Source organism: Paractinoplanes atraurantiacus, from assembly GCF_900215205.1.
GTDB classification, from domain to species: Bacteria; Actinomycetota; Actinomycetes; order Mycobacteriales; family Micromonosporaceae; genus Actinoplanes; species Actinoplanes atraurantiacus.
This window is the reverse complement of record NZ_OBDY01000012.1, coordinates 62,416-87,140: the sequence shown is the minus strand read 5'-3', so window position 1 is coordinate 87,140 and position 24,725 is coordinate 62,416. Positions and strand designations below refer to the sequence as shown.

Below are 24,725 nucleotides of genomic sequence, written 5' to 3'. Positions count from 1 at the left end.
GAGATGAACTTCGACCCGAACGCCCCGTTGTTGCAGGTCAACGACATGCACGTCGAGTTCCGCACGCGCGACGGCGTGGCCCGCGCGGTGACCGGCGTCAACCTGATCCTGCGGCCCGGCGAGACGCTCGCCGTGCTGGGCGAGTCCGGCTGCGGCAAGTCGGTCACCGCGCAGGCGATCATGGGCATTCTGGACACGCCGCCGGCTCACGTGACCAAGGGTGAGGTGCTCTACCGCGGCGTCGACCTGCTGAAGCTGCCGGAGGACGAGCGCCGCCAGGTCCGCGCCAACCGGATCGCGATGATCTTCCAGGACGCGCTGAGCGCCCTGAACCCGGTCTACAGCGTCGGATATCAGATCGGCGAGCTTTTCCGTACGCATCGGGGCCTGTCCCGCCAGGAGGCCAAGCGCCGCGCCGTCGACCTCCTCGACCAGGTACGCATCCCCGACGCCAAGAACCGGGTCGACGACTATCCGCACCAGTTCTCCGGCGGCATGCGCCAGCGCGTCATGATCGCGATGGCGCTCGCCCTCGACCCGGACGTGCTGATCGCCGACGAGCCGACCACGGCCCTCGACGTCACCGTCCAGGCCCAGATCATGGGGCTGCTGGCCGAGGTCCAGCGCGAGCGCAACATGGGCCTGGTGCTGATCACGCACGACATGGGCGTGGTCGCGGACGTCGCCGACACGATCGCGGTGATGTACGCGGGCAAGGTCGTCGAATACGCGCCGGTCTACGACATCTACGCGCACCCGGCCCACCCGTACACGAAGGCGCTGCTCGAATCGATCCCGCGCCTCGACTTCAAGGGCCGCGGGCTCAACGTGATCCGCGGGCTGCCGCCGGCCCTGACCGACGTGCCGCGGGGCTGCCCGTTCCACCCGCGGTGCGCCTACGCCCGCGATGTCTGCCGGCAGGATCCGCCGCCGCCCGCCTATCAGATCGCGCCGCGGCGCATCGCCAGCTGCCACTTCATCCGGGAGGTCCTCGGTGTCTGACGTCGTTCTCGAGGCGCGGGGCCTGGTCAAGCACTTCCCGATCACCCAGGGCGTCGTCGTCCGGAAGAAGACCGGCGCCGTGCGGGCGGTCGACGGCGTCGACCTGCACCTGCGCCGCGGCGAGACCCTCGGCATCGTCGGCGAGTCCGGCTGCGGCAAGTCGACGCTGGCCAAGATGCTGGTCGGCCTGGAGAAACCCACGAGCGGCGAGATCCGGGTACGCGGTGACGACATGATCCGCCTGCGCGGTCCGGCGCTGCGCCAGGCCCGCCGCAACATCCAGATGGTCATGCAGGACCCGTACACGTCGCTGAACCCGCGCATGACCGTGGGCGACATCGTCGGTGAGCCGTACGAGATCCACCCGGACGCGGTGCCCCGGCAGGGCCGCGAGCGCGCGGTGCAGGAGCTGCTCGACACGGTCGGCCTCAACCCCGACCACATCAACCGCTATCCGCACCAGTTCTCGGGCGGTCAGCGCCAGCGCATCGGCATCGCCCGCGCGCTGGCCCTCCGCCCCGAGATCATCGTCTGCGACGAGCCGGTCTCCGCCCTCGACGTCTCGATCCAGGCCCAGGTGATCAACCTGCTGGAGCGCCTCCAGCGCGACTTCGGCCTCTCGTACGTCTTCATCGCCCACGACCTGTCGGTGGTCCGGCACATCTCCGACCGCATCGCCGTGATGTACCTGGGCAAGGTGGTCGAGACGGGCAGTCACGTGGCCATCTACGACCAGCCGACCCACCCGTACACCCAGGCCCTGCTCTCGGCGGTCCCGGTGCCGGACCCCCGCCTGCGAGGTCACCGCCGGCACATCGTCCTGGAGGGCGACGTGCCGTCACCGGCGGACCCGCCGTCGGGGTGCCGTTTCCGCACGCGCTGTTGGAAGGCGCAGCCCGGCTGCGCCGACCACGAGCCGACCCTGGAGGTCCGCGAGCGTTCCCCGCACCCCAGCGCCTGCCATTTCGCGGAGACGCTCGACCTGGCGCGGCGTTACTAGAGAGGGCCGCGCCCGGCGCGCAGGATCATCAGGGCGACCTGGGCGCCGTCGGCGCCGAGGGCCTCGCGGAAGCGCTCGACGATCTCGCGCTCGCGGGAGAGGACGAGGCGGGTGCCGCCGCTGGCCATGCGGGTGCGGCCGACCTCCTGCGAGAGGCGGGCCCGTTCCAGCCACAGGTCGATGATGGCCTGGTCGATCTCGTCGATCCGCTCGCGCATCGCGCTGATCTCGTGCGCGGCCAGCGGCTCGGCGGCGCCGGTCTTGAGGTCCATCCCGGCCGCGCTCGCCTGGGCAGCGCTGTCACCGGTCTTGTTGTCCACCACGTCGGCGGTCATGTCGTGCTCCTCGGGTGCTTGCGCCCCGGTCGACCCGGCCCGGGCAGCATCAAGCCCCGGGCGGTGAGGCCCGGGGCTTGATGGAGGTCTGTCGTTCAGACGCGTCCTACGGCCGCGGGGCACCCGCTGCCATAGAAAAATCGCGCCTGCTGGATCACGCTGCCGAGTATGCCCCCGCCTGCAACGACTCCGCAAGAAAAGCGCCCGATCCGTGGGACGCCCCTCGCCAGGGGAAACGGCCGCCTAACGTGATCATGTGAAGCGGAGCTGGCTGCGTGAGCCGGGCCGGCTGCGCATCCTCGCCCTGCTGGCGACGGTGCTCGTGGTCCTGATGGTGCCCGTCTGGGTGATCACCTTGCGGGCTTTCGGCAGCGCCGAGCAGCGCATGTTGACCAAAGAGGCGGAAGAGTTACGGACCGCGCTCAGCGACCACGCCGCGAGCATGGTCGATTTCGGGATCACCAACTCGATGCGGACCAGCGCCTACACCGATGTGGCCAGGGGCGACCAGGCGGGCTTCGAGGCGGACTTCCCGGCCGAGCAGCTGCGGGCCTTCTACGGGCTGTCCGGCGTGGTCGGCGTGAGCCGCGACGGGAAGAAGCAGGTCGGCGGCAAGCTCGGTCCGACCGGTTACGAAAGCCTGCCGGACGAGCTGCGCGACACGACCGTGCTGAACACCCTGATCGACACCGGCGCCACCCCCGGCTCGGCGACGTGCGGCGTCACCTCGGCCGTCGGGGCGCCCACCATGTTCTGCAGTCTGGCCGTCTACAAGCGTGGCGGCGGTGGCACGTCGTCCGGTTCGCTCGTCATGCTTCGCACTCTGGACGCGGCCGGGTTGGGCCTGATCAATCAGAACACCGACGACACGACCCGGCTGCTCGGCGCCCCACGCGAGGGCAGCGTGCGCCACGACGACATGTCGAGCCTGATCGGCACGCTCGTGGTGAACACCGCGGTGGCCGGGACCCAAGTGGCCGTGCAGACGACGGTGACCGGCGTGGACGGGGTGCAGGTCACTCTCGAGAACCTCGAGGAACGGCCGGTGCACAACGCGGCGGTCCGGGCGCTGACCGCGATCGCGGTCGCCGTCGTGGTCATGATGATCTTCCTGAAGGTGGCGATCGGCCGGGTGGTGCGCGGCAGCGTGCGCGAGCAGGTCCTGCCGTTGCGCCAGGCCGCCGAGCGGATCATGGAGTCCCGTGACGTGAGCGAGCGGCTTCCCGACTCGGCCCATCCCGACCTGCGGGCGCTGAGCGCGGCGGCCAACGGCATGCTCGCCGCTTTCGAGTCGCAGCAGGCCGAGCTGGCCGGGGAGCGCGAGCGGGCCGAGGAGCAGCGGCGGCGGCAGCAGTCGGCCGAAGAGGAGGCCCGGGACCAGACGCTCCACCGGGTCCAGGCCGAGTCGGAACAGATCATCGGCGGCATCGCCTATCAGCTCGGCGACGCCGTCCACGAGGTCGACACGGTCCGCGAGTCGGTGCAGAACATCAACGCGGGCGCGGCCGCCGCCCACTCGGCGACCGAGCAGATGGCCGATCACGCGGCGCAGGCCGACCGGGCGGCCGAGGCGCTCGGCGTCAGCCTGCCCGCCGCGGCCGAGATGGTGGCGGTGATCGCGCAGATCGCCGGCCAGACCCGCATGCTCGCCCTGAACGCCACGATCGAGGCCGCCCGCGCCGGCCGGGCGGGCGAGGGCTTCGCGGTCGTGGCCGACGAGGTCCGCAAGCTGGCCGACGACACGTCCACCTCGGCCGAGCGCATCACGACCACCCTGGGCGCCCTGACCACGAGCGCCACCGACGTCTCGAGCGCCGTGGCCACCATGACCGACGGCATCGCCAGCGTCCGCGCCGCCATCGACCAGGTCCGCTCGGTCGCCGACGACCAGCAGCACAGCATCAGCGGCCTGATCTCCCAGGTCCAGGCGGCCATCGCCCAGATCGACCAGCTGGCCCCCGCCCAGCCCCAGCTCGAGGCCACCACCGCCGGCGGCGGCCTCGAGCTCTTCTGACCGGCCCGGGTCAGGCCGTGGTGCTGATGCGGTTGGCCGGGCCGGGGGCGACCGGGGCCGCTCCCAGGTAGGCGACCAGGGCGTCGATGTCGAAGCCGGGGGCGGTCGTGCGGCCGGTGCCGGCGGTCAGGGCGCTGAAGCCGTCGCCACCGTTGGCCAGGAAGTCGTTCGTGGTGACCTGGTAGGAGGCGGCGGGGTCGATCGGCGTGCCGTTGAGGGCCAGGTTCGAGACCTTCGAGCCGAGCGCGGCCGAGGCGCTCCACGTATACGTGAAGCCGGCCGACACCTGCAGGATCTTGTTCGTCGTCTGCCCCTGGAAGCCGGCGAACTGCTGCTCCAGCACCGTCTTGATCTGGGCGCCGGTGAAGGTCTGCGTCACCACCAGGTTGTTGAACGGCTGGACGGTGAACGCCTCGCCATACGTCACCTGGCCGTTGGCCTCGCCCCCACTCGACGCCTCGGCGTCGAAGTCGGCCCGGATGCCACCCGGGTTCATCAGCGCGATCTGCGCGCCGGCCGCCTTGGTGTACGCCAGCTGACCGTCGGCGATCACGTCGCCGAGCGGGCTCTCACCGGCCGGCGTCGCGGCCCGGGTGATGTCGGCCGTGATCGAGCCGACGACGCGGTTGGCGATCGGCGCGACCGCCGTACGGTATTTGTCGGCGATCTTCTTGGCGCCCGGGTCGACCGTGTCGGGGTTCTTCAGATAGACGCCGTTCGCGTCCTTCTTCCAGCCGCCCTGCCCGTCGGCCACACCGTTCTCGACGATCACGTTCTTCGCGGTGATCTCGGCGAACCGGCCGCTGCGCTTGTCGAGCGTGTAGTCGATGTCGGTGATCAGCTGGCCGTTGGTGCCGGCGCTGGTCACCACCGACGTGCCGTTCTTGTTGGGCAGCGTGCACGAGTAGAAGCGGTGCGTGTGCCCGGAGACGACCAGGCCGAACTCGGGGTTGAGCCCGGCCACGATCGGCACGATCGGCCCGGAGAAGTTGGTGCAGTCGGAGACGCCCGGCGCCGGAGTGGCCGTGCCCTGCGAGCCGCCCTCGTGCACGAGCAGCACCTGGGCCTTCACGCCGAACAGCTTGAGGACGTTGCCCCACTTGTTGGCGGTCTGGATCTCGTCGGTGAAGTGCACGTTTTTGATGCCGGCCGGGTTGACGATGCCGGGCGTGCCCTCGAGGGTCATGCCGACGAAGCCGACCGGCACGCCGTTGACCAGCTTGATGTCGATCGGCGGGAGGATCGGCAGGCCGGTCTTGTTGTCGATGGTGTTGGCCGCGAGATAGGTGAACTTGGCCCCGCCGAAGCCGTCGCCGTCCTGGCAGCCGTCGACCGGGTGGCAGCCGCCGCGCTGCATGCGGATCAGCTCGTCGACGCCCTCGTCGAACTCGTGGTTGCCGACCGAGCTGACCTGGAGGCCGACCTGGTTCATCAGCTCGATCGTCGGCTCGTCGTGGAAGGCCGCGCTCACCAGCGGCGAGGCGCCGATCAGGTCGCCCGCGCCGACGGTCAGCGTCTGGCGGCCCTCGGCCTTGGCCTCGGCGCGCAGCTTCTTGAGATAGGTCGCCAGATATTCGACGCCGCCGGCGGGCGTGCTCGTGCCGGACGCGTTGACCACGGCGCCGCTCCCGCTCGGCGGGTCGATCGCGCCGTGGAAGTCGTTGTAGCTGAGGAACTGTCCCTTGACGGCCGCGCCCTTGTGCAGGCCGGTCGAGACGCTCACCGGGGCGAACTCCGGCGGCGCGGCGGCGCTCGGTGTGGGCCGCGCGAGGGGCAGGCCGGCGACGACGGCGAGCGCCAGGGCCGGGATGGCGAGATGGCGTAAACGGTCCATAGTGCTCAACTCCCGATCAAGGTGAGAGGCGGCCGACCCCGACAGCCTGGTGCATCGACGGTCGTGCGCGCTACCGCTTCGCCGAAACCTGTGGATAACTCGGGCCCCCGGTGGACGACGGCGATTCTTGTCGGTGGGTCGGCATAGACTTGCCCCCGCGATGCGACCTTCCTCTGAAACCTCCGACGGTGCCCTGTTCGCGATGCCCGCTGTGCGGGAGCCCGAGGCGCCGAGACCCCCGCGCCCCAAACCGCGCGGGCTCGACCCCGAGTCGCTGCTGACCGGCCTCAACGGCCCTCAGCGCGACGCCGTGACCCACGCCGGCTCGCCGCTGCTGATCGTGGCCGGCGCCGGCTCGGGCAAGACCCGGGTGCTGACCCATCGCATCGCCTATCTGCTGGCCGCGCGCGACGTGCACCCCGGCGAGATCATCGCGATCACCTTCACCAACAAGGCCGCCGGCGAGATGAAAGAGCGGGTCGCCCACCTCGTCGGCCCACGTGCCCGGTTGATGTGGGTCTCGACCTTCCACTCCGCGTGCGTCCGCATCCTGCGCGCCGAGCACGAGCACGCCGGGCTCAAGAGCACCTTCTCCATCTACGACGCCGACGACTCGCGCCGGCTCATGCAGCTCGTGGTCCGCGAGCTCGACCTCGACCCGAAGAGGTACACGGCCCGCGGCCTGGCCGCCCAGGTCTCCAACCTCAAGAACGAGCTGATCGAGCCCGAGGAGTTCAAGGAGAAGGCCAAGGGCCCCAACGAAAGAGCGATCGCCGAGGCGTACGAGCTCTATCAGCGCCGTCTCCGCGAGGCGCACGCGCTCGACTTCGACGACATCATCATGGCGACCGTGCACCTGTTCCAGTCGCACCCGCACGTCGTCGAGACCTACCGCCGCCGCTTCCGCCACGTGCTCGTCGACGAATACCAGGACACCAACCACGCGCAGTACATGTTGGTGAAGGCTCTCGTCGGTGAGAAGGACGGGGACGTCCCGCCCGGGGAGCTGTGCGTGGTCGGTGACGCCGACCAGTCGATCTACGCGTTCCGCGGCGCCACCATCCGCAACATCCTCGAGTTCGAGCGTGACTACCCCGACGCCCGCACGATCCTGCTGGAGCAGAACTACCGCTCCACCCAGACGATCCTGTCGGCGGCCAACGCGGTGATCGACCGCAACACGTCGCGCAAGCCCAAGCGGCTCTGGAGCGACCAGGGCGCGGGCGAGCAGATCGTCGGCTACGTCGCCGACACCGAGCACGCCGAGGCCGACTGGGTGGCCCGCGAGATCGACCGCCTCACCGACCGCGGCGAGGCCCGCCCGGGCGACGTCGCCGTCTTCTACCGCACCAACGCGCAGTCGCGTGTGTTCGAGGAGGTGTTCATCCGGGTCGGCCTGCCCTACAAGGTGGTCGGCGGGGTGCGTTTCTACGAGCGCAAGGAGGTCCGCGACGCGCTGGGATATCTGCGCGCGGTGGTCAACGACGACGACACGGTGAGCATCCGCCGCGTCCTCAACACCCCCAAGCGCGGCATCGGCGACCGCGCCGAGGCCTGCGTCGAGGCGCTGTCGGCCCGCGACCGCATCTCGTTCGGCCAGGCGCTGCGCCACGCCAAGGACGCGCCGGGCATCTCGACCCGCGCCGCCAACAGCATCGGCGACTTCGTCCAGCTCCTCGACGACCTGCGTGAGCTGTCGCGCACGGCGCCGCCCGAGGAGGTGCTCGAGTCGGTGCTCCAGCGCTCCGGCCTGCTCTCCGAGCTGGAGGAGAGCCTCGACCCGCAGGATCAGGGCCGGGTGGAAAACCTTCAGGAGCTCGTCAGCGTCGCCCGCGAGTACACCGAGCGCGTCGAGGCCCAGGCCGAGGACGCGGAGGAGGGTGAGGCCCCGGCGGCGACCCTGGCCGGCTTCCTCGAGCAGGTCGCGCTGGTGGCCGACGCCGACCAGATCCCCAGCGACGACCCCGACCATCAGGGCGTGGTCACGCTGATGACGCTGCACACGGCCAAGGGCCTCGAGTTCCCGGTGGTCTTCCTGACCGGCCTCGAGGACGGCGTCTTCCCGCACACCCGGGCCCTGGGCGACAACAACGAGCTCGAGGAGGAGCGGCGTTTGGCGTACGTGGGTATCACCCGCGCCCGCCAGCGGCTCTACCTCTCCCGCGCGGTCACCCGCGGCGCGTGGGGCCAGCCGCAGTACAACCCGCCGTCGCGTTTCACGGCCGAGCTTCCGCCCGAGCTGATCCGCTGGGAGCGCACCGCCGGCAACTACACCTCATGGTCCGGCACGGGCGGCGGCGTGGGCGGCCGGTCCGGTGGCGACCGCTCCCGCGGTGGCGGCTTCTCCGGTGGCACCCCGAAGGCACAGCAGCTCGCGAGCCGCCTCGGCATCGACGGCAGCAAGCTCTCGACCGCGAGCGAGCTGCCCCAGGCGCCCAAGGTGTCGGCCGGCGACCGGGTCAACCACCAGCGCTACGGCCTCGGCCGGGTCGTCACCGTCGAGGGGCAGGGCCCGGGCGCCCGGGCCCAGATCGACTTCGGCGACCAGGTGATGTGGCTCGTGCTCCGGCACGCCCCGATCGAGAAGATCTAACAGCCGGGCAGCTGTACGCCGTGCTCGTGCAGCCAGCGGGTGGGCTCGATCGGGTTCTTGTAGCTGCCCGCGTGCACCTCGAAGTGCAGGTGGGGGCCGGTGGAGTGCCCGGTCGAGCCTTCGTCGCCGATCCGCTCGCCGGCTGCGACGTGCTGGCCGGCCCGCACGGCGATCACGGACATGTGCCCGTAGTGGGTGAGATAGCCGTTGCCGTGGTCGATGAGCACGGCGTTGCCGTATCCGGCGGCCGCGCCCGCGCGCACTACCACGCCGGCGCCGGCGGCGAGGATGGGTGAGCCGTGCGGGCCCGCGATGTCGACGCCCGCGTGCAGCCGGCCCCAGCGCTGGCCGTAGCAGGAGGTCACCCGGCCCGCCGGGTTCGGGTTGACCCAGGCCGCGCCGGGCGCGGCGGCCACCTTCGGGGCCGCGGCGGCCACGACGACCGGCTTGGGCCGCGTCTTCTGCCCGGCCGACTGCACAGCGATGTCGCCCGGCGCGTAATCGTCACCGCTGCCGAGGTCGCCGGCGAGGAGATCGCCGCTACCGAGGTCTCCACTACCGAGATCGCCGCTGCCGAGGTCGCCGGTGACGAGGTCGCCGCTGCCGAGGTCGCCGGTGACGAGGTCGCCGCTGCCGAAGTCGGCGGCTGAGACCCGGTCGGCCGGCTTGTCCTGCCAGGACGAGGCCGCGGCGGCCACCCCGCCGGTGATGCCGGTGGCGAGGGCGACGCCCAGGGCCACGGTCAGGGCCGCGTTGCGCGTACGGCGGCTGGCGAGGGCGAGGGGCAGGGCGACGTGCCGGCGGACCGTCTCCCGGCGGTGACGTCCGCCGAGGGACTCAGCTCGATTCGGCACGCGGCAAGACCTCCCCAGTTGGTGACCGACATCTGCCTGTCGGCCCACCGGGGCGGGCACTGAGCCGCCGTGCTGATTGGGAACGCAACGCCTACCGGCCGGCAACCACACGGCACCTGGACGTTAAGGAGAGTGACTCCGGGGTAGGAGGTCAGAACCTCAGGAGGCTGCGGCCATGCCGGCATATACCGACTCGACCTGGAGCTTGATGTCGACGCCGCGCTCGCGCAGGAACGGGATCGGGTCGGTCGGGGCGCCGCCCACGTGGATCTCGAGGTGCAGGTGCACGCCGTACGAGGCGCCGGTGTTGCCGACCTCGCCCAGCACCTGGCCCGCCTTGACCTTGTCGCCCGCCTTGACCAGGACGCGGCGCGAGTGCGCGTAGATGACCTCGGTGCCGTCGTCGTTCTTGACCGTGACCGAGTAGCCGTAGCCGCCGTTGTAGCCCGCCTGCGTGACCTCGCCGGCGTGCACCGACTTGTAGGGCATGCCCTCGGGGGCGGTCAGGTCGATGCCGGCGTGCAGCTTGCCCCACCGGACGCCGTAGGGCGAGGTGAAGACGTAGTCGTCGAGGGGGAGCAGCCACACGTCCTCGGCGGCCTGCTCGGCGCTGACGTTCTGCTTGGCGGCCGAGTCGCGGCTGTCGCTTCGCGAGGCGGCGGTCTCGTCGGCGGCGCGGTCGGCCACGGCGTCGGCGACCTGCGCGCTCTGGAGGCTCTTGAGAACCTCGGTGTCGACCTGCTTGGTGTCCGGCATGTTGGCCGCGGCGCCCAGGGCCACGACTCCGGCCCCGACGAAGGCCGAGGTGACGGCGACGGCGTAGCGGCTGCGGGGAGGGGTGGGTACGCGGCGTCGGCCGCGATAGCGATCGGGCTCAGACGACAAGCGCTGGCGCACGAACAACCCTCCGTCGGTGGCAAAACGTCGGCGTCCCGGTGCCCACCTAATTGCCGGTGGGCCAGGTCTTCCGTGCTGTCGGATCGGCGTTAACCGGTTGACAGCCGGGAGCCACGGTAGCCAAACGGCAGCCGTGTCACAAGTCGCAGCGCCAATTCGCTGACAGTTCCCGGTCCGTATTGCGCAGCGAATGTCCGAATTCGTGGTCTTTCCCTGGTGAACTGTTCGCACACGCGGTGTGATTGATTGAGAAGCACAAAGTAAGGTGACGCAGAATACATTTCCCATCACGCCGGGTGATCATCGTTATGTGACCGCCGCTACCCCGCGGCCCCGGCGCGGGTTACCGTTCGTTCAGGTGACATCGCGGTCAGCGGCACGGAGGGTCAGGATGCAGGCACGGATCAGGGTCGTCGTAGCGAAGCCCGGGCTGGACGGGCACGACCGCGGGGCCAAGGTGGTGGCTCGCGCGCTGCGCGACGCGGGCATGGAAGTGGTCTACACCGGCCTGCACCAGACGCCGGAGCAGATCGTCGAGACCGCCATTCAGGAGGACGCCGACGCGATCGGTTTGTCCGTTCTGTCCGGCGCGCACATGACATTGTTCCGCCGCGTAATCGAACTGCTGGCGGAGCGTGACGCAAGCGATGTCGTCGTATTCGGCGGAGGCATCATTCCGGCCGATGACATCACCGAATTGGAAAAGCTGGGAGTGGCGCACATCTTCACTCCGGGAGCCACTACCGCGTCCATCGTCGAATGGGTACGCGCCAATGTCTCATCCCCGGTGGCTTGACCAGGGGGAATGGTAGCAGCAGCCAAGGCAAGGGGAGAGGCCGGACGCACCCCTCACACGTCCGGCCTCTCTATGCACGATGCCCCGCCGCCACCCCTCGACCGACAGGGCATCGGCCGCCTTCGCGCCGGTGCGCCGTAGCGCTCCGACACCACAATCAACGACGCCCCCAAAAGGGGGTTACGGGGGAAATCACGCCGGCGTCACCCGAGTGGTCTAGCCTGTCGCGGCCCCACCCCGCTCCCGCTCCAAGAGGCTCGTGTGACCACCCCGTACCCCGTCGTCAAGCGCATCCCCGACGACCAGCCCTTCGTCGTCCGCCCTCATCTCGCCAAGCGCCTCGGCCTCGCCGGCGCCTCCAGCGTCTTCATCTGGCTGTTCACGCTCTGCTTGTTCGGACTGGCGGGTCTCGGCGAGGACGACGTCAACTGGGGGGCCTTGGTCGCCGTCCCGGTCGTGATCGGGATCCTCTACTTCCTCCTGGTCGGCGGCATCGTCTGGCTCGTCGCCAGCGGCGGCCCGGTGCTCGCGGCCGGACCGGCCGGCCTCTGGATCAAGACCCGGCCGACCCGGGGGCAGGCCGTCTGGCTGCCTTGGGAACACATCGGGCTGATCAGCCGGCGGCGCTGGTTCCTCGAGAAGATGCTGGTCGTGCACCCACGTGATCCGCGCCTGAACGACCGCCTGGGCTCGTTCACGGCGGTGGACGCGAGCCAGCTGAACCTGTTCTTCGGCAGCGGGCTCACCGCCACGCTGACCTTCGCGGACAAGAAAGAGGCCGAGATCCTCCGGGCGGTCGCCTATTTCGCGAACCAACGGGTACCGCTGGCATGACTGCGTAACACAAGCCACTCGTGCCCCGGGTGTGTGGTCTTGCACACCGCGCACCCGCGCCTTCGGAGCACCCGTTCAGGTCGCTAGTCTGCGAATGAAGGCCCCGCAGGGCCGGACATTCTTCACGCCGGCGACGTCGAGAAGTTCGCCGCGCGCACACAGGTCGGGACGCAACGGTGCGGCTTGCCGGCGCTTGGCGTCGCGAGCGAAAGGAGACACGTGGACCTGTTCGAGTATCAGGGGCGTGACCTGTTCGAACGGCACGGTTTGCCCGTGCTGGGCGGCGGCGTCGCCGAGACCCCGCAGGAGGCCCGGGCGATCGCCGAGCGGCTCGGCGGCAAGGTCGTCGTCAAGGCGCAGGTCAAGGTCGGCGGCCGCGGCAAGGCGGGCGGCGTCAAGCTGGCCGACGGCGCGGACGAGGCCGAGGCCCGGGCGACCGACATCCTGGGCATGGACATCAAGGGCCACACGGTCGGAAAGGTGATGCTGGCCGAGACGGCCGACATCAAGGAGGAGTACTACCTCTCCTACCTGCTCGACCGGGCCAACCGCACCTTCCTCTGCATCGCCAGCGTCGCCGGCGGCATGGAGATCGAGACGGTCGCCGAGGAGCAGCCCGAGCGGGTCGCCAAGATCGCGATCGACGCCAGCAAGGGTGTCGACGAGGCCAAGGCCCGTGAGATCGTCGCCGCGGCCCAGTACCCGGCCGAGGTCGCCGAGCAGATCGTCGACATCGCGGTGAAGCTGTGGCAGGCCTTCGTGGCCGAGGACGCCACCCTGGTCGAGGTCAACCCGCTGGCCAAGGTGGGCGACGGCCGGGTGCTCCTGCTCGACGCCAAGATCACCCTGGACGAGAACGCCGGGTTCCGGCACCCCGACCACGAGGCGCTGGTCGACCAGTCCGCGGTCGACCCGCTGGAGCAGGCGGCCAAGGCCAAGAACCTCAACTACGTCAAGCTGGACGGCGAGGTCGGCATCATCGGCAACGGCGCCGGCCTGGTCATGTCCACCCTCGACGTGGTGGCCTACGCGGGTGAGAAGCACGGCAACGTCAAGCCGGCCAACTTCCTCGACATCGGCGGCGGCGCCAGCGCCCAGGTGATGGCGAACGGCCTCGAGATCGTCCTCGGCGACCCGGCCGTCAAGTCGGTCTTCGTGAACGTCTTCGGTGGCATCACCGCCTGCGACGCGGTCGCCAACGGCATCATCCAGGCCCTGGCCCTGCTCGCCGAGCGCGGCGAGACCGTCACCAAGCCGCTCGTGGTGCGCCTCGACGGCAACAACGCCGAGGCCGGCCGGGCCATCCTCGACGGAGCGAACAACCCGCTGGTGCAGCGGGTGGACACGATGGACGGAGCGGCCGAGCGCGCCGCCGAGCTCGCGGCTGCGGGGAAGTGACGTAATGGCGATCTGGCTTACCAAGGACTCGAAGGTCATCGTCCAGGGCATCACCGGCTCGGAGGGCTCCAAGCACACCAAGCGGATGCTCGCCGCCGGCACCCAGGTGGTCGGCGGTGTCAACCCGCGCAAGGCCGGCACCAAGGTCGACTTCGACGGCACCGAGCTCCCCGTCTTCGCGACGGTGGCCGAGGCGATGAAGGAGACCGGTGCCGACGTGTCGGTCATCTTCGTCCCGCCGGCGTTCACCAAGTCGGCCGTGGTCGAGGCGATCGACGCCGAGATCCCGCTCGCCGTGGTGATCACCGAGGGTGTGCCGGTGCAGGACTCGGCCGCCTTCTGGGCGTACAACATCGACCGTGGCCAGAAGACCCGGATCATCGGGCCGAACTGCCCCGGCATCGCGTCGCCCGGCGCCTCGAACGCCGGCATCATCCCGGCCGACATCACCCCGGGCGGCCGCATCGGCCTGGTCAGCAAGAGCGGCACGCTGACCTACCAGCTCATGTACGAGCTGCGCGATTTCGGCTTCTCGACCGCCGTCGGCATCGGTGGCGACCCGATCATCGGGACCACGCACATCGACGCTCTCAAGGCGTTCCAGGACGACCCGGAGACCGACGCCATCGTCATGATCGGTGAGATCGGTGGCGACGCCGAGGAGCGGGCCGCCGAGTTCATCAAGGCGAACGTCACCAAGCCGGTCGTCGGCTACATCGCCGGCTTCACCGCGCCTCCCGGCAAGACCATGGGTCACGCCGGCGCGATCATCTCGGGTTCGGCCGGCACGGCGGACGCCAAGAAGGCCGCGCTCGAGGCCGCGGGGGTCAAGGTCGGCAAGACGCCGAGCGAGACCGCCCGCCTCATGCGCGAAGTCATGAGCTGATTTTTCTGTACGCATGTTGGCGCGCCGTCAATTGATTGACGGCGCGCCGTCGTATCTACAGCGCTGGTCCGCCTCCGGCGTGGAAAAGTAGTTCGCGATGTCGACGCCACCCGACCGCCCGGAGAACTCGGACGACCCGAAGGTCGCCGAGGCGGTTCAGGACGCCCCGATCCTGCGGAGCACGGAGCCGATCGAGCGGCACACGGAAGCTTTCGATCCGGCGCGCGAAGACGACGAGCACGCCGAGCCGGTCGAGCAGAAAACCGTCCTGGTCGACGAGAAGGCGCTCGGCAACCGCGAGACCGTCAAGCTGCCCACCCAGCGCCGCCCGCCGCCCGAGCGGGTCCGCCGGGCCCCGCTGCCGGTGGCCGCCGGCTTCGCCACGATCTGGGCCGCGCTGATCTCGTACCTGCCGGTCGCCGCCGTGATCGGTCTCGCCCGCACCCTCGAGGGCTCCGGTGGCCTGGCCGGCGCCGCGCACGCCGGCCTGGCCGGCTGGATGCTCGGGCACGGCGTGCCGATCGGCACCTCGATCGGATCGCTCGGCCTGGCCCCGCTGCTGCTCACCGCGCTGATCCTGTGGCGGCTCGAGCGCGCCGGGCTGCACGTCACCCGGGCCGTCGGCGCCCGCCGCTCGGGTTCCACGGCCGGCGCCCTGTCGGTCGCGTTCGCCATCGCCCTGACCTATTCGCTGCTGGGCTCGCTGGCCGCGCTCGCGGTCGACGGCCGCGGCACCGAGGTCACGCCCGGCCGGGCCGCGATCAACTTCTTCGTCCTCGGCGGCCTGGCCGCCTTCGCCGGTTCCGTGCGCGGCACCGGGGCGCTGGCCCGCTGGGCGCGGGGCATGCCCGCGGTTCTCCGGCAGGGGCTGCGTACAGGCGTCCTCGCGGCGCTGTTGATCCTCGCGGCCGGCGCCGCGGTCACCGGCCTCGCCGTCGCGGTCGGCGGCGGTCAGGCGGCCGACATGATCTCCGCGTACAACACCGGCGTGGCCGGTCAGGCCGGCATCACCCTGGTGAGCCTGGCCTACGGGGTCAACGGCGTGGTCTGGGCGGCCGCTTATCTGCTCGGTCCCGGCTTCGCCCTGGGCACCGGATCGGTGGTGCGGCTGACCGAGGTGACCGTCGGGCCGCTGCCCACCCTGCCGCTGCTGGCCGGCCTGCCGAACGGCCCGATGGGCGCGGTCGGCGCCCTCCTGCTCTCGATTCCCGTGCTGGCCGGCCTGGCCGCCGGCTGGATGCTGACCCTGCGGGTCTACCGCGAGGCCGACCAGACCCCGCCGCCCGAGGCCCGCCGCCGCCCCGGATCGACCCGCCCCGCCCCCAAGCCGAAGACCCCCGACATTCCGTGGTCGCTCCTGCTCGGCGGTGGCCTGATCGCCGGTCCCGCCGCCGGAATCGTGCTGGGCGTGCTGGCCGACTTCTCCGGCGGCCCGCTCGGCGACGGCCGGATGGCCACCATCGGGCCCGACGCGTGGCAGGTCGGCCTGGTCGCGACGGCCGTGGTCGGCGTCTCGGCGGCGATCGGCGCGGCCGCGGCCCGGCGCTTCAAACGATCCGAGGCATGACAAAGGGCGCCCCACGGGGCGCCCTTTCTCGTACGACGGTCAGTTGTTGCTGTTCTGGAAGTCTTCCCAGTTGATGTTCTGACCGGCGGTGAGCGCCCAGATCAGCAGGCCGATGCCGAGCACGGCGGCCACGGCGCCGCAGATCAGCCCGGTCAGCGCCTGGCTGCGGTTGGTGGCGCGGCCCGCGTTCGCCTTCTGCAGGCCGAGCCAGCTCACGATGGCGGCGGCGATGCCGAGCGGGATGCCGAGATATACGCAGCAGACCAGGGGGATCGCGACGATCCCGAGAATCATGCCGACGAGACCCTGAGTGTTCTGGTTGCCGGCCGGCGGTCCGACCGGGTCACCGGCCGGGGGGCCGTAGTAGGGGGGTGGGGTTGTCACGCGTCCTCCAGTGTCACAGATGGCGCTGGCAAGCGACGGATTCGCATTCCTGAGAATCGGCAGCGTAACCGATGATCAGGGGTTTCGTGTGCCGGTGGCACTACCCGTTGTCGGTGCGCACCAACCACGGAGATAGGCTCCTCGGGTGACCGACCCCGCGCCCGCCCGCCTGGTCGTCCTCGTCTCCGGTTCGGGCAGCAACCTTCAGGCTCTGCTCGAGGCCACCGCCGATCCCGCCTACGGCGCGCAGGTCGTCGCGGTGGGCGCCGACCGTGACGGCATCGCCGGCCTCGACCGTGCGGCCGCCGCCGGTGTGCCGACGTTCGTCGACTCGGTGAAGGCGTACGAGACGCGTGACGACTGGGACGCGGCCCTCGCCAGCCATGTCGCCGAGTTCAAGCCCGACCTGGTCGTCTCCGCCGGCTTCCTCAAGCTGGTCGGCCCGGCGTTCCTGGCCGCTTTCGGCGACCGCTACATCAACACGCACAACGCGCTGCTGCCGTCGTTCCCCGGCATCCACGGCCCGCGCGACGCGCTCGCCTACGGCGTGAAGATCGCCGGGGCGACCCTCTTCTTCGTCGACGCCGGCGTCGACACCGGCCCGATCATCGCCCAGGTCGCGGTGCCCGTGCTCGACGGCGACACCGAGGAGGCGCTGACCGAGCGCATCAAGGTGGCCGAGCGGGCCCAGCTCGTCGAGTGGGTCGGCCGACTGGTTCGCGAGGGCTGGACCATCCAGGACAGGAAGGTACGCATTCCATGAGTTCGACTGCCGAGGGGCGCCGCCCGATCCGTCGCGCGCTGCTGAGCGTGTACGACAAGACCGGGCTGGTCGAGCTCGCCCAGGCGCTGCACGCGGCCGGGGTGCAGATCGTCTCCACCGGCTCGACCGCCTCGACCGTCGAGGGCGCCGGCGTGCCGGTGACCCGGGTCGAGGAGCTGACCGGTTTCCCCGAGTGCCTGGACGGCCGGGTCAAGACGCTGCACCCGCGGGTGCACGCCGGCCTGCTGGCCGACCTGCGTCTGCCGTCACACGAGCATCAACTGGCCGAGTTCGAGATCGAGCCGTTCGACCTGCTCGTCAGCAACCTCTACCCGTTCACGCAGACGGTGGCCTCGGGCGCGAGCGTCGACGAGTGCGTGGAGCAGATCGACATCGGCGGCCCGGCCATGGTCCGCTCCGCGGCCAAGAACCACCCGTCCGTCGCGGTCGTGACGGCCGTCGAGGCGTACCCCCTCATTGTCGAAGCTCTTGAAGTCGGCGGCTTCACCCTGACGCAGCGCAAGGCGCTGGCGGCGCGGGCCTTCGCCGACATCGCGGAGTACGACGTGGCGGTGGCCAACTGGACCGCGACGACCCTGGTCGGCGAGACCGGCTGGCCGGAGTTCACCGGCATCGCGCTGAAGAAGCAGAACACCCTGCGCTACGGCGAGAACCCGCACCAGCAGGCGGCCCTCTACGTCGACGCGGGCGCCCCGGCCGGGCTGGCCCAGGCCGAGCTCGTGCACGGCGGCGAGCTGTCGTTCAACAACTACGTCGACGCGGACGCCGCCTGGCGCAGCGCCAACGACTTCGACCAGCCGTGCGTGGCCATCATCAAGCACGCCAACCCGTGCGGCATCGCGGTCGGCGCCGACGTGGCCGAGGCTCACCGCAAGGCCAACGACTGCGACCCGGTCTCGGCGTTCGGCGGCGTCATCGCGGTCAACCGCGAGGTCACCGAGGCGATGGCCAAGCAGCTCGACGGCATCTTCACCGAGGTGATCGTCGCGCCGTCGTACGAGGCGGGCGCCCTCGAGATCTTCAAGGGCAAGAAGAAGCTGCGCGTGCTGGTCGCCCCGGCCTGGAGCCCGGCGCCGGCCGAGGTCAAGCTGGTCGGCGGCGGCGCGCTCGTGCAGCAGCCCGACCGCATCGACGCGCCCGGCGACGACCCGGCCAACTGGGAGCTCGCGACCGGCGCCGCGCTGTCCGCGGACGAGCTGGCCGACCTGGCGTTCGCCTGGCGGGCGATCCGCAGCGTCAAGAGCAACGCGATCCTGCTGGCCAAGGACGGCGCCACCGTCGGCGTCGGCATGGGCCAGGTCAACCGGGTCGACTCGGCCCACCTCGCGGTCAACCGGGCCGGCGCCGACCGGGCCAAGGGCAGTCTGGCCGCCTCCGACGCCTTCTTCCCGTTCCCGGACGGGCTCGAGGTGCTGATCGCGGCCGGCGTCAAGGCGGTTGTGCAGCCGGGCGGCTCCATCCGCGACAACCTGGTCATCGAGGCCGCTGAGAAGGCCGGGATGACCGTCTACCTGACCGGGACGCGGCACTTCTACCACGGCTGAGTCTTCGTGACGGACCTCGTGCAGGACCGGACCTTCTCGGGCGCCGACTGGGCGCTCGAGGAGGTCGTCGGCGTCCGGTACGAGGATTGCGCCTTCCACGACGTCGACTGGTCGGAGGCGCGCCTGGTCGGCTGCGTCTTCACCAATTGCACCTTCGGCAACGTGCGCTTCAACGCGGCCGTGCTCGACAGCGTGGCCATCATGCAGTCGACGGCGCGGCGCTGCTCGTTCTTCGACGCGACGCTGACCGGCTGCAAGCTGACCGGCACCCAGTTCATCGACTGCGGCCTGCGGCCGATCAGGGTCGAGGGCGGCGACTGGGGGTTCGTCAACCTGCGCGGCCAGAACCTCACCGGCGCCGGCCTGTCCGGCTTACGGTTGCGGGAGGCCGACCTGATGGGCGCCGACCTGACCCGGGCCGACCTGCGCGGCTGCGACCTGTCCAACGCCCGGCTCACCGACGCCGTGCTCAAGGGCGCCGACCTGCGCGGCGCCGACCTCGACGGCGTGCAGCTCAGAGGCGTCGACCTCACCGGCGCCAAGATCGATATCGCGCAGGCGGTCCAGTTCGCCGCCGCGTACGGCGCCGTGGTGGGGGAATGAGAAGAGTGGCTTACTTCGCGTTAAGCCGACCAGGCCGAAACGTGGCGTTAACCGACTGATACGTTCGCAAAAAGTGTCCCGAGACTGAGGGTTGTTCGCGACCCACCGCAACCCTCTACGTGCGTAGGTGAGACTCCCTGGTCTCCACCGTCGCGAACAATCCTCATTGGGAGTGGATAGAGCTATGGGCAAGAAGGTAACCGTCGTAGGTGCCGGGTTCTACGGGTCCACGACTGCACAGCGTCTGGCCGAGTACGACATCTTCGACACCGTGGTGCTCACCGACATCATCGACGGCAAGCCGGCCGGTCTGGCGCTCGACATGAACCAGTCGCGGCCGATCGAGGGCTTCGAGACCAAGGTCGTCGGCGTCACCACCGGCCCCAACGGCGAGGGTTACGAGGCCATCGAGGGCTCGGACGTCGTCGTGGTCACCGCCGGCCTGCCCCGCAAGCCCGGCATGAGCCGCATGGACCTCCTCGAGGTCAACGCCAAGATCGTGCGCCAGGTGGCCGAGAACATCGCCAAGTACGCGCCGAACGCCGTCGTCATCGTGGTCTCGAACCCGGTCGACGAGATGACCGCGCTGGCCCAGCTCGCCACTCAGTTCCCCAAGAACCGGGTCTTCGGCCAGGCCGGCGTGCTCGACACCGCCCGCTTCACCAACTCGATCGCCGAGACGCTGGCCGTGCCGGTGAAGAGCGTCAAGGCGCTCACCCTCGGCTCGCACGGCGACACCATGGTCCCGGTCCCGTCGCGCTGCACGGTCGACGGCAAGCCGCTGTCCGACCTGCTCCCGGCGGACAAGATCGAGGAGCTCGTCGTCCGCACCCGCAACGGCGGCGCCGAGGTAGTCGCCCTGCTCAAGACCGGCTCGGCCTACTACGCCCCGTCGGCCGCCGCCGCCCGCATGGCCAAGGCCGTCGTCGAGGACTCCGGCGAGGTCCTCCCGGTCTGCGCCTGGGTCGACGGCGAGTACGGCATCTCCGGCGTCTACCTGGGCGTCGAGGCCAAGATCGGCGCCGAGGGCATCAAGCAGGTCGTCGAGGAGAAGCTCACCGACTCCGAGATCGCCGGCCTCAAGGAGGCCGCCGAGGCCGTTCGCGCCAAGCAGGCGGACGTCGCCACCCTCTGATCCATCGTTGCGATAAAGCCGGGGCCGTCTTTGGTCCCGGCTTTTTCTTGTACGCGCGTCTGACCGGCCCAACCGCACCGGCGCCGCCCCTGGCGCGCGAGCAACAGTGGTCCGACCCGAGCGGTCCACTCACGGTCGCTGCCGCTCGGGCTTCGACCGCGCGGACCTGGGCGCGCTCACGCCTGCCGGAACGCCTCGCCCAAGTGCGACACGGCGACCGCTTTCACCGCCTTCAAGGCACGCTGACGGGTGGCTCGGGCCTGGGCCGGGTCGAAGTCGCTGGCGTAGGCCAGCTCCGGATGCAGGAGCTGGATGGCGTGGACGAGCATGTCGCCGGCGACGAGCAGGCTGTCGTCGCCGTCCTCGACCAGGACGGACTGGTGGCCCGGGGTGTGGCCGGGTGTCGCCACCACCCGGATGCCCGGGGCCAGGGCCAGGTCGCCGTCGAGCTCGTGGAGGCGACCCTCGGCTCGCAGGGGCTCGACCAGCAGGTCGAACTGGCCGGCCTGGTCGCGGTTGGCCTCGTAGAGAGCGACGTCGGCCCGCTGCACGACCACCCGCGCCGCCGTGAACGGCGAGTCGCGTGGGACGGCCCAGCCCATGTGGTCGTTGTGCAGATGGGTCAGCACGATCGTCTCGACCTCGGCCGGATCGATGCCGGCCGCGGCCAGCTCGCCGGGCAGCCGCCCCGGCACCGGCGCCCAGTCGGCCGCCAGCGACCCGGCCGGCCCGATGCCCGCGTCGACCAGCGTGACCGGCCCGTCCCCGGCCCGCACCGCATAACTCCGAAAGCGCAGCCACCACTCGCCCTCAGCCGTCACCGCGGCCGGATCGGCCGCGTCGGCCGCCGCCCACTGCTCGGCCGTGGCATCGGGAAACGCCTCGGCCCGGGGCATGAAGAAGGGCCCTTCAGCGTCCTCGAGGGCGATGACAGTGAGCCGTCCGACGGCGTGGGTGACAGGCATGCCCGCGATTCTGCCGGGGACGCGGGCCGGCCCGCGCCCCCTCTGTGGATAACTTCCGGCCCTGTGGACAGCTAGCGATCGAGGCCCTGGTCGTCGGTAACGTCGAAGGCGCGCGGTGTCCCACCCTGGGTGGGGGAGGAGGCGGCCCTTGGCGTGGAGGTCGCGGATTCGATCACTTCGGCGATGCCCGGGCGGCCCGACTCCACCACGAAATCCGCTGCTGTGCGGACCGTGGCGGTCGGGGCCCAGACGGTGTCCACGAGCCGGAGGCTGCTCACCATGCGCTCGCGAGTGACGTCGCAGACCACGTATCCGCGCTGGTTGTCGATGTAGCGCCAGTGTGGGCTCTCCGCCATGATCGGGTCGTAGGTGGCATGGAACGACGCCGTGTTCGCGTTGCCGCCCGAGGTGATCGACGTGCCGGTGATCTCGGCGCCGACGACCGGTGTCGACGGATCGTCGAAGTTCGGCCGCAGGTCGCTCACCCACGTGCAGTGCCGGTCGCCGGTCAGCACGACCGGGTTGCCGACCTCGCGGAAAAGCTTGAGCAGCCGCGTGCGCTGGGCGCGGTACCCGTCCCAGTTGTCGAAGTCGAAGACCTGCTCGGGGCCGGCCTTGCGGTCGTTCTGGGCCCACATCACCTGGTTGGCGAGCAGGTTCCACCGGGCGCCGGAGTGGCGCAGCCCGTTGACCAGCCAGCTCTCCTGCTCGGGGCCGGTCATGCTCAGCGCCGGGTCCTGGGCCGCCTCGAGCGTGGCCGGCTGGTCGCTGCGGTACTGCCGGGTGTCGACCACGTGCACACTGGCCAGCGATCCGAACCGGAACCGGCGGTAGATCTGCATGTCGAGCCCGTGCGGCAGCGACGAGCGGCGCAGCGGCATGTGCTCGTAATAGGCCTGGAAGGCGGCGATCCGCCGAGCTCGGAACGCGGACGGCGTCTGCAGCGCGGGGTCCTGCGGGATCTCGTCGGCCCAGTTGTTGTCGACCTCGTGGTCGTCGAAGGTGACGATCCACGGGAAGGCGGCGTGCGCCGCCTGAAGGTCCGGGTCGGTCTTGTACTGGGCGTGGCGGTTGCGGTATTGCTCCAATGTGTACGGCTCGTCGCTGCCCTCGTGTTGGCGCACCGCGGCCGGGTTGCTCGGTCCCTCGTAGATGTAATCGCCCAGGAACGCGACGAACGCCAGGTCCTCGGCCGCGAGGTGCTGATAGGCGGTGTAGAAGCCGGCCTGGTAGTCCTGGCAGCTGGCGAAGGCGAACCGCAGGTGTCGCAGCTTCGAGGCCGCGGCGGGCGCGGTGCGTGTGCGCCCGGTCGGCGAGATCTGGCCGGCGACGCGGAAGCGGTAGTGATATTCGGTGTCCGGCCGCAGCCCGCGTACGTCCACGTGCACCGAGTGGCCCAGCGCGGGCCGGGCGGCGGTGACCCCGGAGCGGCGCGACCGGCGGAAGAGCGGGTCGGCCGCGATCTCCCATTCGACCGGCACGGCGCGGTCGGGGATGGCGCCGTGCAGGCGGGTCCACAGCACCACCGCGTCCGGAAGCGGGTCGCCCGAGGCCACGCCGAGCCCGAAGACGTCCGAAGGAAGCGTGGTGCTCGTGTGGGCGTACCCCGCCGTGGGGTTGACCAGAAGTGGTCCGGTGGCGACGGCGCCCGCAGCGGCGGAGAGGAGCAGTCGACGGCCGATCGGCTGATTCAATGACATTCTTCGATGCCACCGGGTTTGCGATACAGGCCGCCGACAAGCGGGCAAACTGGTTGGGGCGATCGGGGTAAATCCCGGTCCGGGGGCGACAGATGATCTTCGACGGCCCTGCAGTACGCTCGTACTGCTAAAAACATGGGAGAGGAGCGCCGGCCGAATGGCGAAAATCAAGGTCACTAACCCGGTGGTGGAGCTCGACGGCGACGAGATGACCCGGATCATCTGGAAGCAGATCCGGGAGCAGCTGATCCTGCCCTACCTCGATGTCCCCCTCGAGTACTACGACCTGTCGATCCAGTACCGCGACGAGACCGACGACCAGGTGACCATCGACGCGGCCAACGCCATCAAGCGTCACGGCGTCGGCGTCAAGTGCGCGACGATCACCCCGGACGAGGCCCGCGTCGAGGAGTTCGGCCTCAAGAAGATGTGGCGGTCGCCCAACGGCACCATCCGCAACATCCTCGGCGGCGTCGTCTTCCGTGAGCCGATCATCATGAAGAACGTGCCGCGGCTGGTGCCGGGCTGGACCAAGCCGATCATCATCGGCCGTCACGCCCACGGCGACCAGTACAAGGCCACCGACTTCGTGGTGCCCAGCGCCGGCAAGCTGACCGTCACGTTCACCCCCGAGGACGGCTCGGCGCCGATGGAGTTCCACGTCGCCGACTACCCGGGTGGTGGCGTCGCGATGGCGATGTACAACTACGACGAGTCGATCCGCGACTTCGCGCGCGCCTCGTTCCGGTACGGCCTGGCTCGCAACTACCCGGTCTACCTGTCCACCAAGAACACGATCCTCAAGGCGTACGACGGCCGTTTCAAAGATCTTTTCGCGGAGATTTTCGAGACCGAGTTCGCCGACCAGTTCAAGGCGGCCGGCCTCACCTACGAGCACCGGCTGATCGACGACATGGTCGCGGCCGCGCTCAAGTGGGAGGGCGGCTACGTCTGGGCCTGCAAGAACTACGACGGTGACGTGCAGTCCGACACCGTGGCCCAGGGCTTCGGCTCGCTCGGCCTGATGACCTCCGTGCTGATGACCCCGGACGGCAACACCGTCGAGGCCGAGGCCGCGCACGGCACGGTCACCCGGCACTACCGGCAGTGGCAGAAGGGCGAGAAGACGTCGACGAACCCGATCGCGTCGATCTTCGCCTGGACCGGTGGCCTCAAGCACCGCGGCAAGCTGGACGGCACCCCCGAGGTGACCCAGTTCGCCGAGACGCTGGAGAAGGTCTGTGTCGAGACCGTCGAGGGCGGTCAGATGACCAAGGACCTGGCGCTGCTCATCTCGCGGGACGCGCCGTGGCTCTCGACCGACGAGTTCATGAACGCGCTCGACGAGAACCTGGCCCGCAAGCTCGCCTGATCTCGCATCATCACAGGGCCGCCCGCGTTTTGCAAAACGCGGGCGGCCCTGTGATGTTTAGATCCGTAACCAGTGGGTACGGGCGTCGTTTCTCTTGACAGAACGGATGGGCCGCGCGACGCCGAGGGGTCGCCCACCGATCCGGCTGCCTTGTCCCGGGCGCCGATCGGTTCTCTCGTCGGCGATGCGGCCACGTAGGCGCACCCACCTTTGCGCCTGCCGTCCCTT

General features: G+C 70.2%; 21 protein-coding genes. 14 read left to right on the top strand and 7 right to left on the bottom strand.

Annotated elements, in window-relative coordinates:
* The first annotated feature begins 3 nt into the window (after positions 1–3).
* Together CRP55_RS25660 and CRP55_RS25655 are read left to right on the top strand one after the other, a co-directional pair.
* The gene (locus CRP55_RS25660; protein ID WP_097322861.1) at positions 4–1,002 is read left to right on the top strand and encodes an ABC transporter ATP-binding protein; all 999 of its coding nucleotides are present in this window, start codon (positions 4–6) and stop codon (positions 1,000–1,002) included.
* Positions 995–2,002: an ABC transporter ATP-binding protein gene (locus CRP55_RS25655; protein WP_097322695.1), complete on the top strand. Its 1,008-nt coding sequence runs from the start codon at positions 995–997 to the stop codon at positions 2,000–2,002. Before CRP55_RS25660 ends, CRP55_RS25655 begins: the two co-directional genes overlap by 8 nt.
* On the opposite strand, the gene CRP55_RS25650 is transcribed toward CRP55_RS25655, so the two are convergent.
* Positions 1,999–2,337, bottom strand: coding sequence for a chorismate mutase (locus tag CRP55_RS25650; protein WP_097322694.1), 339 nt, complete (start codon positions 2,335–2,337; stop codon positions 1,999–2,001). The genes CRP55_RS25655 and CRP55_RS25650 overlap by 4 nt on opposite strands.
* Before the next feature lie 256 nt (positions 2,338–2,593).
* On the opposite strand from CRP55_RS25650, the gene CRP55_RS25645 reads away from it, so the two are divergent.
* Entirely contained in the window at positions 2,594–4,351 is a 1,758-nt protein-coding gene (locus CRP55_RS25645; RefSeq protein WP_097322693.1) for a methyl-accepting chemotaxis protein, read from the top strand.
* A gap of 10 nt (positions 4,352–4,361) precedes the next feature.
* Here the strand turns inward: CRP55_RS25645 and CRP55_RS25640 are convergent, their stop codons facing one another.
* On the bottom strand, positions 4,362–6,185 hold the full coding sequence (locus tag CRP55_RS25640) for a bifunctional metallophosphatase/5'-nucleotidase (protein WP_097322692.1): 1,824 nt from the start codon (positions 6,183–6,185) through the stop codon (positions 4,362–4,364).
* Between the two features lie 202 nt (positions 6,186–6,387).
* On the opposite strand from CRP55_RS25640, the gene pcrA reads away from it, so the two are divergent.
* Positions 6,388–8,778, top strand: coding sequence for a DNA helicase PcrA (gene pcrA, locus CRP55_RS25635; protein ID WP_097322691.1), 2,391 nt, complete (start codon positions 6,388–6,390; stop codon positions 8,776–8,778).
* Here pcrA and CRP55_RS25630 read toward each other — a convergent pair.
* Both CRP55_RS25630 and CRP55_RS25625 read right to left on the bottom strand, forming a co-directional pair.
* Positions 8,775–9,632 carry a M23 family metallopeptidase gene (locus CRP55_RS25630; protein WP_179855335.1) on the bottom strand — a complete coding sequence of 286 codons (858 nt, stop codon included), beginning with the start codon at positions 9,630–9,632 and terminating at the stop codon, positions 8,775–8,777. The two genes, pcrA and CRP55_RS25630, sit on opposite strands and share 4 nt — an antisense overlap.
* Positions 9,633–9,791: 159 nt before the next feature.
* The gene (locus CRP55_RS25625) at positions 9,792–10,529 is read right to left on the bottom strand and encodes a M23 family metallopeptidase (RefSeq protein ID WP_097322860.1); all 738 of its coding nucleotides are present in this window, start codon (positions 10,527–10,529) and stop codon (positions 9,792–9,794) included.
* Between the two features lie 391 nt (positions 10,530–10,920).
* Between CRP55_RS25625 and icmB the strand changes: the two genes are divergently transcribed.
* From icmB to CRP55_RS25600, 5 genes are all read left to right on the top strand, one after another.
* On the top strand, positions 10,921–11,325 hold the full coding sequence (icmB, locus tag CRP55_RS25620; protein ID WP_097322690.1) for a coenzyme B12-dependent isobutyryl CoA mutase small subunit: 405 nt from the start codon (positions 10,921–10,923) through the stop codon (positions 11,323–11,325).
* 261 nt (positions 11,326–11,586) lie between these two features.
* Positions 11,587–12,159 carry a hypothetical protein gene (locus tag CRP55_RS25615; protein ID WP_097322689.1) on the top strand — a complete coding sequence of 191 codons (573 nt, stop codon included), beginning with the start codon at positions 11,587–11,589 and terminating at the stop codon, positions 12,157–12,159.
* Between the two features lie 219 nt (positions 12,160–12,378).
* Positions 12,379–13,557 carry an ADP-forming succinate--CoA ligase subunit beta gene (sucC, locus tag CRP55_RS25610; protein ID WP_097322688.1) on the top strand — a complete coding sequence of 393 codons (1,179 nt, stop codon included), beginning with the start codon at positions 12,379–12,381 and terminating at the stop codon, positions 13,555–13,557.
* Between the two features lie 4 nt (positions 13,558–13,561).
* Positions 13,562–14,443, top strand: coding sequence for a succinate--CoA ligase subunit alpha (gene sucD / locus CRP55_RS25605; protein WP_097322687.1), 882 nt, complete (start codon positions 13,562–13,564; stop codon positions 14,441–14,443).
* 97 nt (positions 14,444–14,540) lie between these two features.
* Positions 14,541–16,010: a cell division protein PerM gene (locus CRP55_RS25600; protein WP_245923370.1), complete on the top strand. Its 1,470-nt coding sequence runs from the start codon at positions 14,541–14,543 to the stop codon at positions 16,008–16,010.
* 39 nt (positions 16,011–16,049) lie between these two features.
* Here CRP55_RS25600 and CRP55_RS25595 read toward each other — a convergent pair whose 3' ends face one another.
* Positions 16,050–16,394 (bottom strand): DUF4190 domain-containing protein, encoded by a 345-nt coding sequence (locus CRP55_RS25595; RefSeq protein ID WP_097322686.1) that lies wholly within the window; start codon positions 16,392–16,394, stop codon positions 16,050–16,052.
* 145 nt (positions 16,395–16,539) lie between these two features.
* On the opposite strand from CRP55_RS25595, the gene purN reads away from it, so the two are divergent.
* The 4 genes from purN (at position 16,540) to mdh (ending at position 20,460) form a co-directional block, all read left to right on the top strand.
* Positions 16,540–17,157 carry a phosphoribosylglycinamide formyltransferase gene (gene purN, locus CRP55_RS25590; protein ID WP_097322685.1) on the top strand — a complete coding sequence of 206 codons (618 nt, stop codon included), beginning with the start codon at positions 16,540–16,542 and terminating at the stop codon, positions 17,155–17,157.
* On the top strand, positions 17,154–18,722 hold the full coding sequence (gene purH, locus CRP55_RS25585; protein WP_097322684.1) for a bifunctional phosphoribosylaminoimidazolecarboxamide formyltransferase/IMP cyclohydrolase: 1,569 nt from the start codon (positions 17,154–17,156) through the stop codon (positions 18,720–18,722). Before purN ends, purH begins: the two co-directional genes overlap by 4 nt.
* 6 nt (positions 18,723–18,728) lie before the next feature.
* Positions 18,729–19,325, top strand: coding sequence for a pentapeptide repeat-containing protein (locus CRP55_RS25580; protein WP_097322683.1), 597 nt, complete (start codon positions 18,729–18,731; stop codon positions 19,323–19,325).
* Between the two features lie 184 nt (positions 19,326–19,509).
* Positions 19,510–20,460 (top strand): malate dehydrogenase, encoded by a 951-nt coding sequence (gene mdh / locus CRP55_RS25575; protein WP_097322682.1) that lies wholly within the window; start codon positions 19,510–19,512, stop codon positions 20,458–20,460.
* A 176-nt stretch (positions 20,461–20,636) separates the two neighbouring features.
* Here the strand turns inward: mdh and CRP55_RS25570 are convergent, their stop codons facing one another.
* Positions 20,637–21,425, bottom strand: a complete 789-nt coding sequence (locus CRP55_RS25570) for an MBL fold metallo-hydrolase (protein WP_097322681.1) — start codon at positions 21,423–21,425, stop codon at positions 20,637–20,639.
* A 71-nt stretch (positions 21,426–21,496) separates the two neighbouring features.
* On the bottom strand, positions 21,497–23,125 hold the full coding sequence (locus CRP55_RS25565; RefSeq protein ID WP_097322680.1) for an alkaline phosphatase D family protein: 1,629 nt from the start codon (positions 23,123–23,125) through the stop codon (positions 21,497–21,499).
* A gap of 157 nt (positions 23,126–23,282) precedes the next feature.
* Here CRP55_RS25565 and CRP55_RS25560 point away from each other — a divergent pair, with 157 nt between their 5' ends.
* Positions 23,283–24,497, top strand: a complete 1,215-nt coding sequence (locus tag CRP55_RS25560; protein WP_097322679.1) for an NADP-dependent isocitrate dehydrogenase — start codon at positions 23,283–23,285, stop codon at positions 24,495–24,497.
* The last annotated feature ends 228 nt before the right edge of the window (positions 24,498–24,725 follow it).

Coding starts and splice junctions, on each gene's coding strand:
- CRP55_RS25660 (WP_097322861.1), top strand. CDS start 4: ATGAACTTCGACCCGAACGCCCCGTTGTTGCAGGTCAACGACATGCAC.
- CRP55_RS25650 (WP_097322694.1), bottom strand. CDS start 2,337: ATGACCGCCGACGTGGTGGACAACAAGACCGGTGACAGCGCTGCCCAG.
- CRP55_RS25640 (WP_097322692.1), bottom strand. CDS start 6,185: ATGGACCGTTTACGCCATCTCGCCATCCCGGCCCTGGCGCTCGCCGTC.
- pcrA (WP_097322691.1), top strand. CDS start 6,388: ATGCCCGCTGTGCGGGAGCCCGAGGCGCCGAGACCCCCGCGCCCCAAA.
- icmB (WP_097322690.1), top strand. CDS start 10,921: ATGCAGGCACGGATCAGGGTCGTCGTAGCGAAGCCCGGGCTGGACGGG.
- sucD (WP_097322687.1), top strand. CDS start 13,562: ATGGCGATCTGGCTTACCAAGGACTCGAAGGTCATCGTCCAGGGCATC.
- CRP55_RS25600 (WP_245923370.1), top strand. CDS start 14,541: ATGTCGACGCCACCCGACCGCCCGGAGAACTCGGACGACCCGAAGGTC.
- purH (WP_097322684.1), top strand. CDS start 17,154: ATGAGTTCGACTGCCGAGGGGCGCCGCCCGATCCGTCGCGCGCTGCTG.
- mdh (WP_097322682.1), top strand. CDS start 19,510: ATGGGCAAGAAGGTAACCGTCGTAGGTGCCGGGTTCTACGGGTCCACG.
- CRP55_RS25570 (WP_097322681.1), bottom strand. CDS start 21,425: ATGCCTGTCACCCACGCCGTCGGACGGCTCACTGTCATCGCCCTCGAG.
- CRP55_RS25565 (WP_097322680.1), bottom strand. CDS start 23,125: ATGTCATTGAATCAGCCGATCGGCCGTCGACTGCTCCTCTCCGCCGCT.
- CRP55_RS25560 (WP_097322679.1), top strand. CDS start 23,283: ATGGCGAAAATCAAGGTCACTAACCCGGTGGTGGAGCTCGACGGCGAC.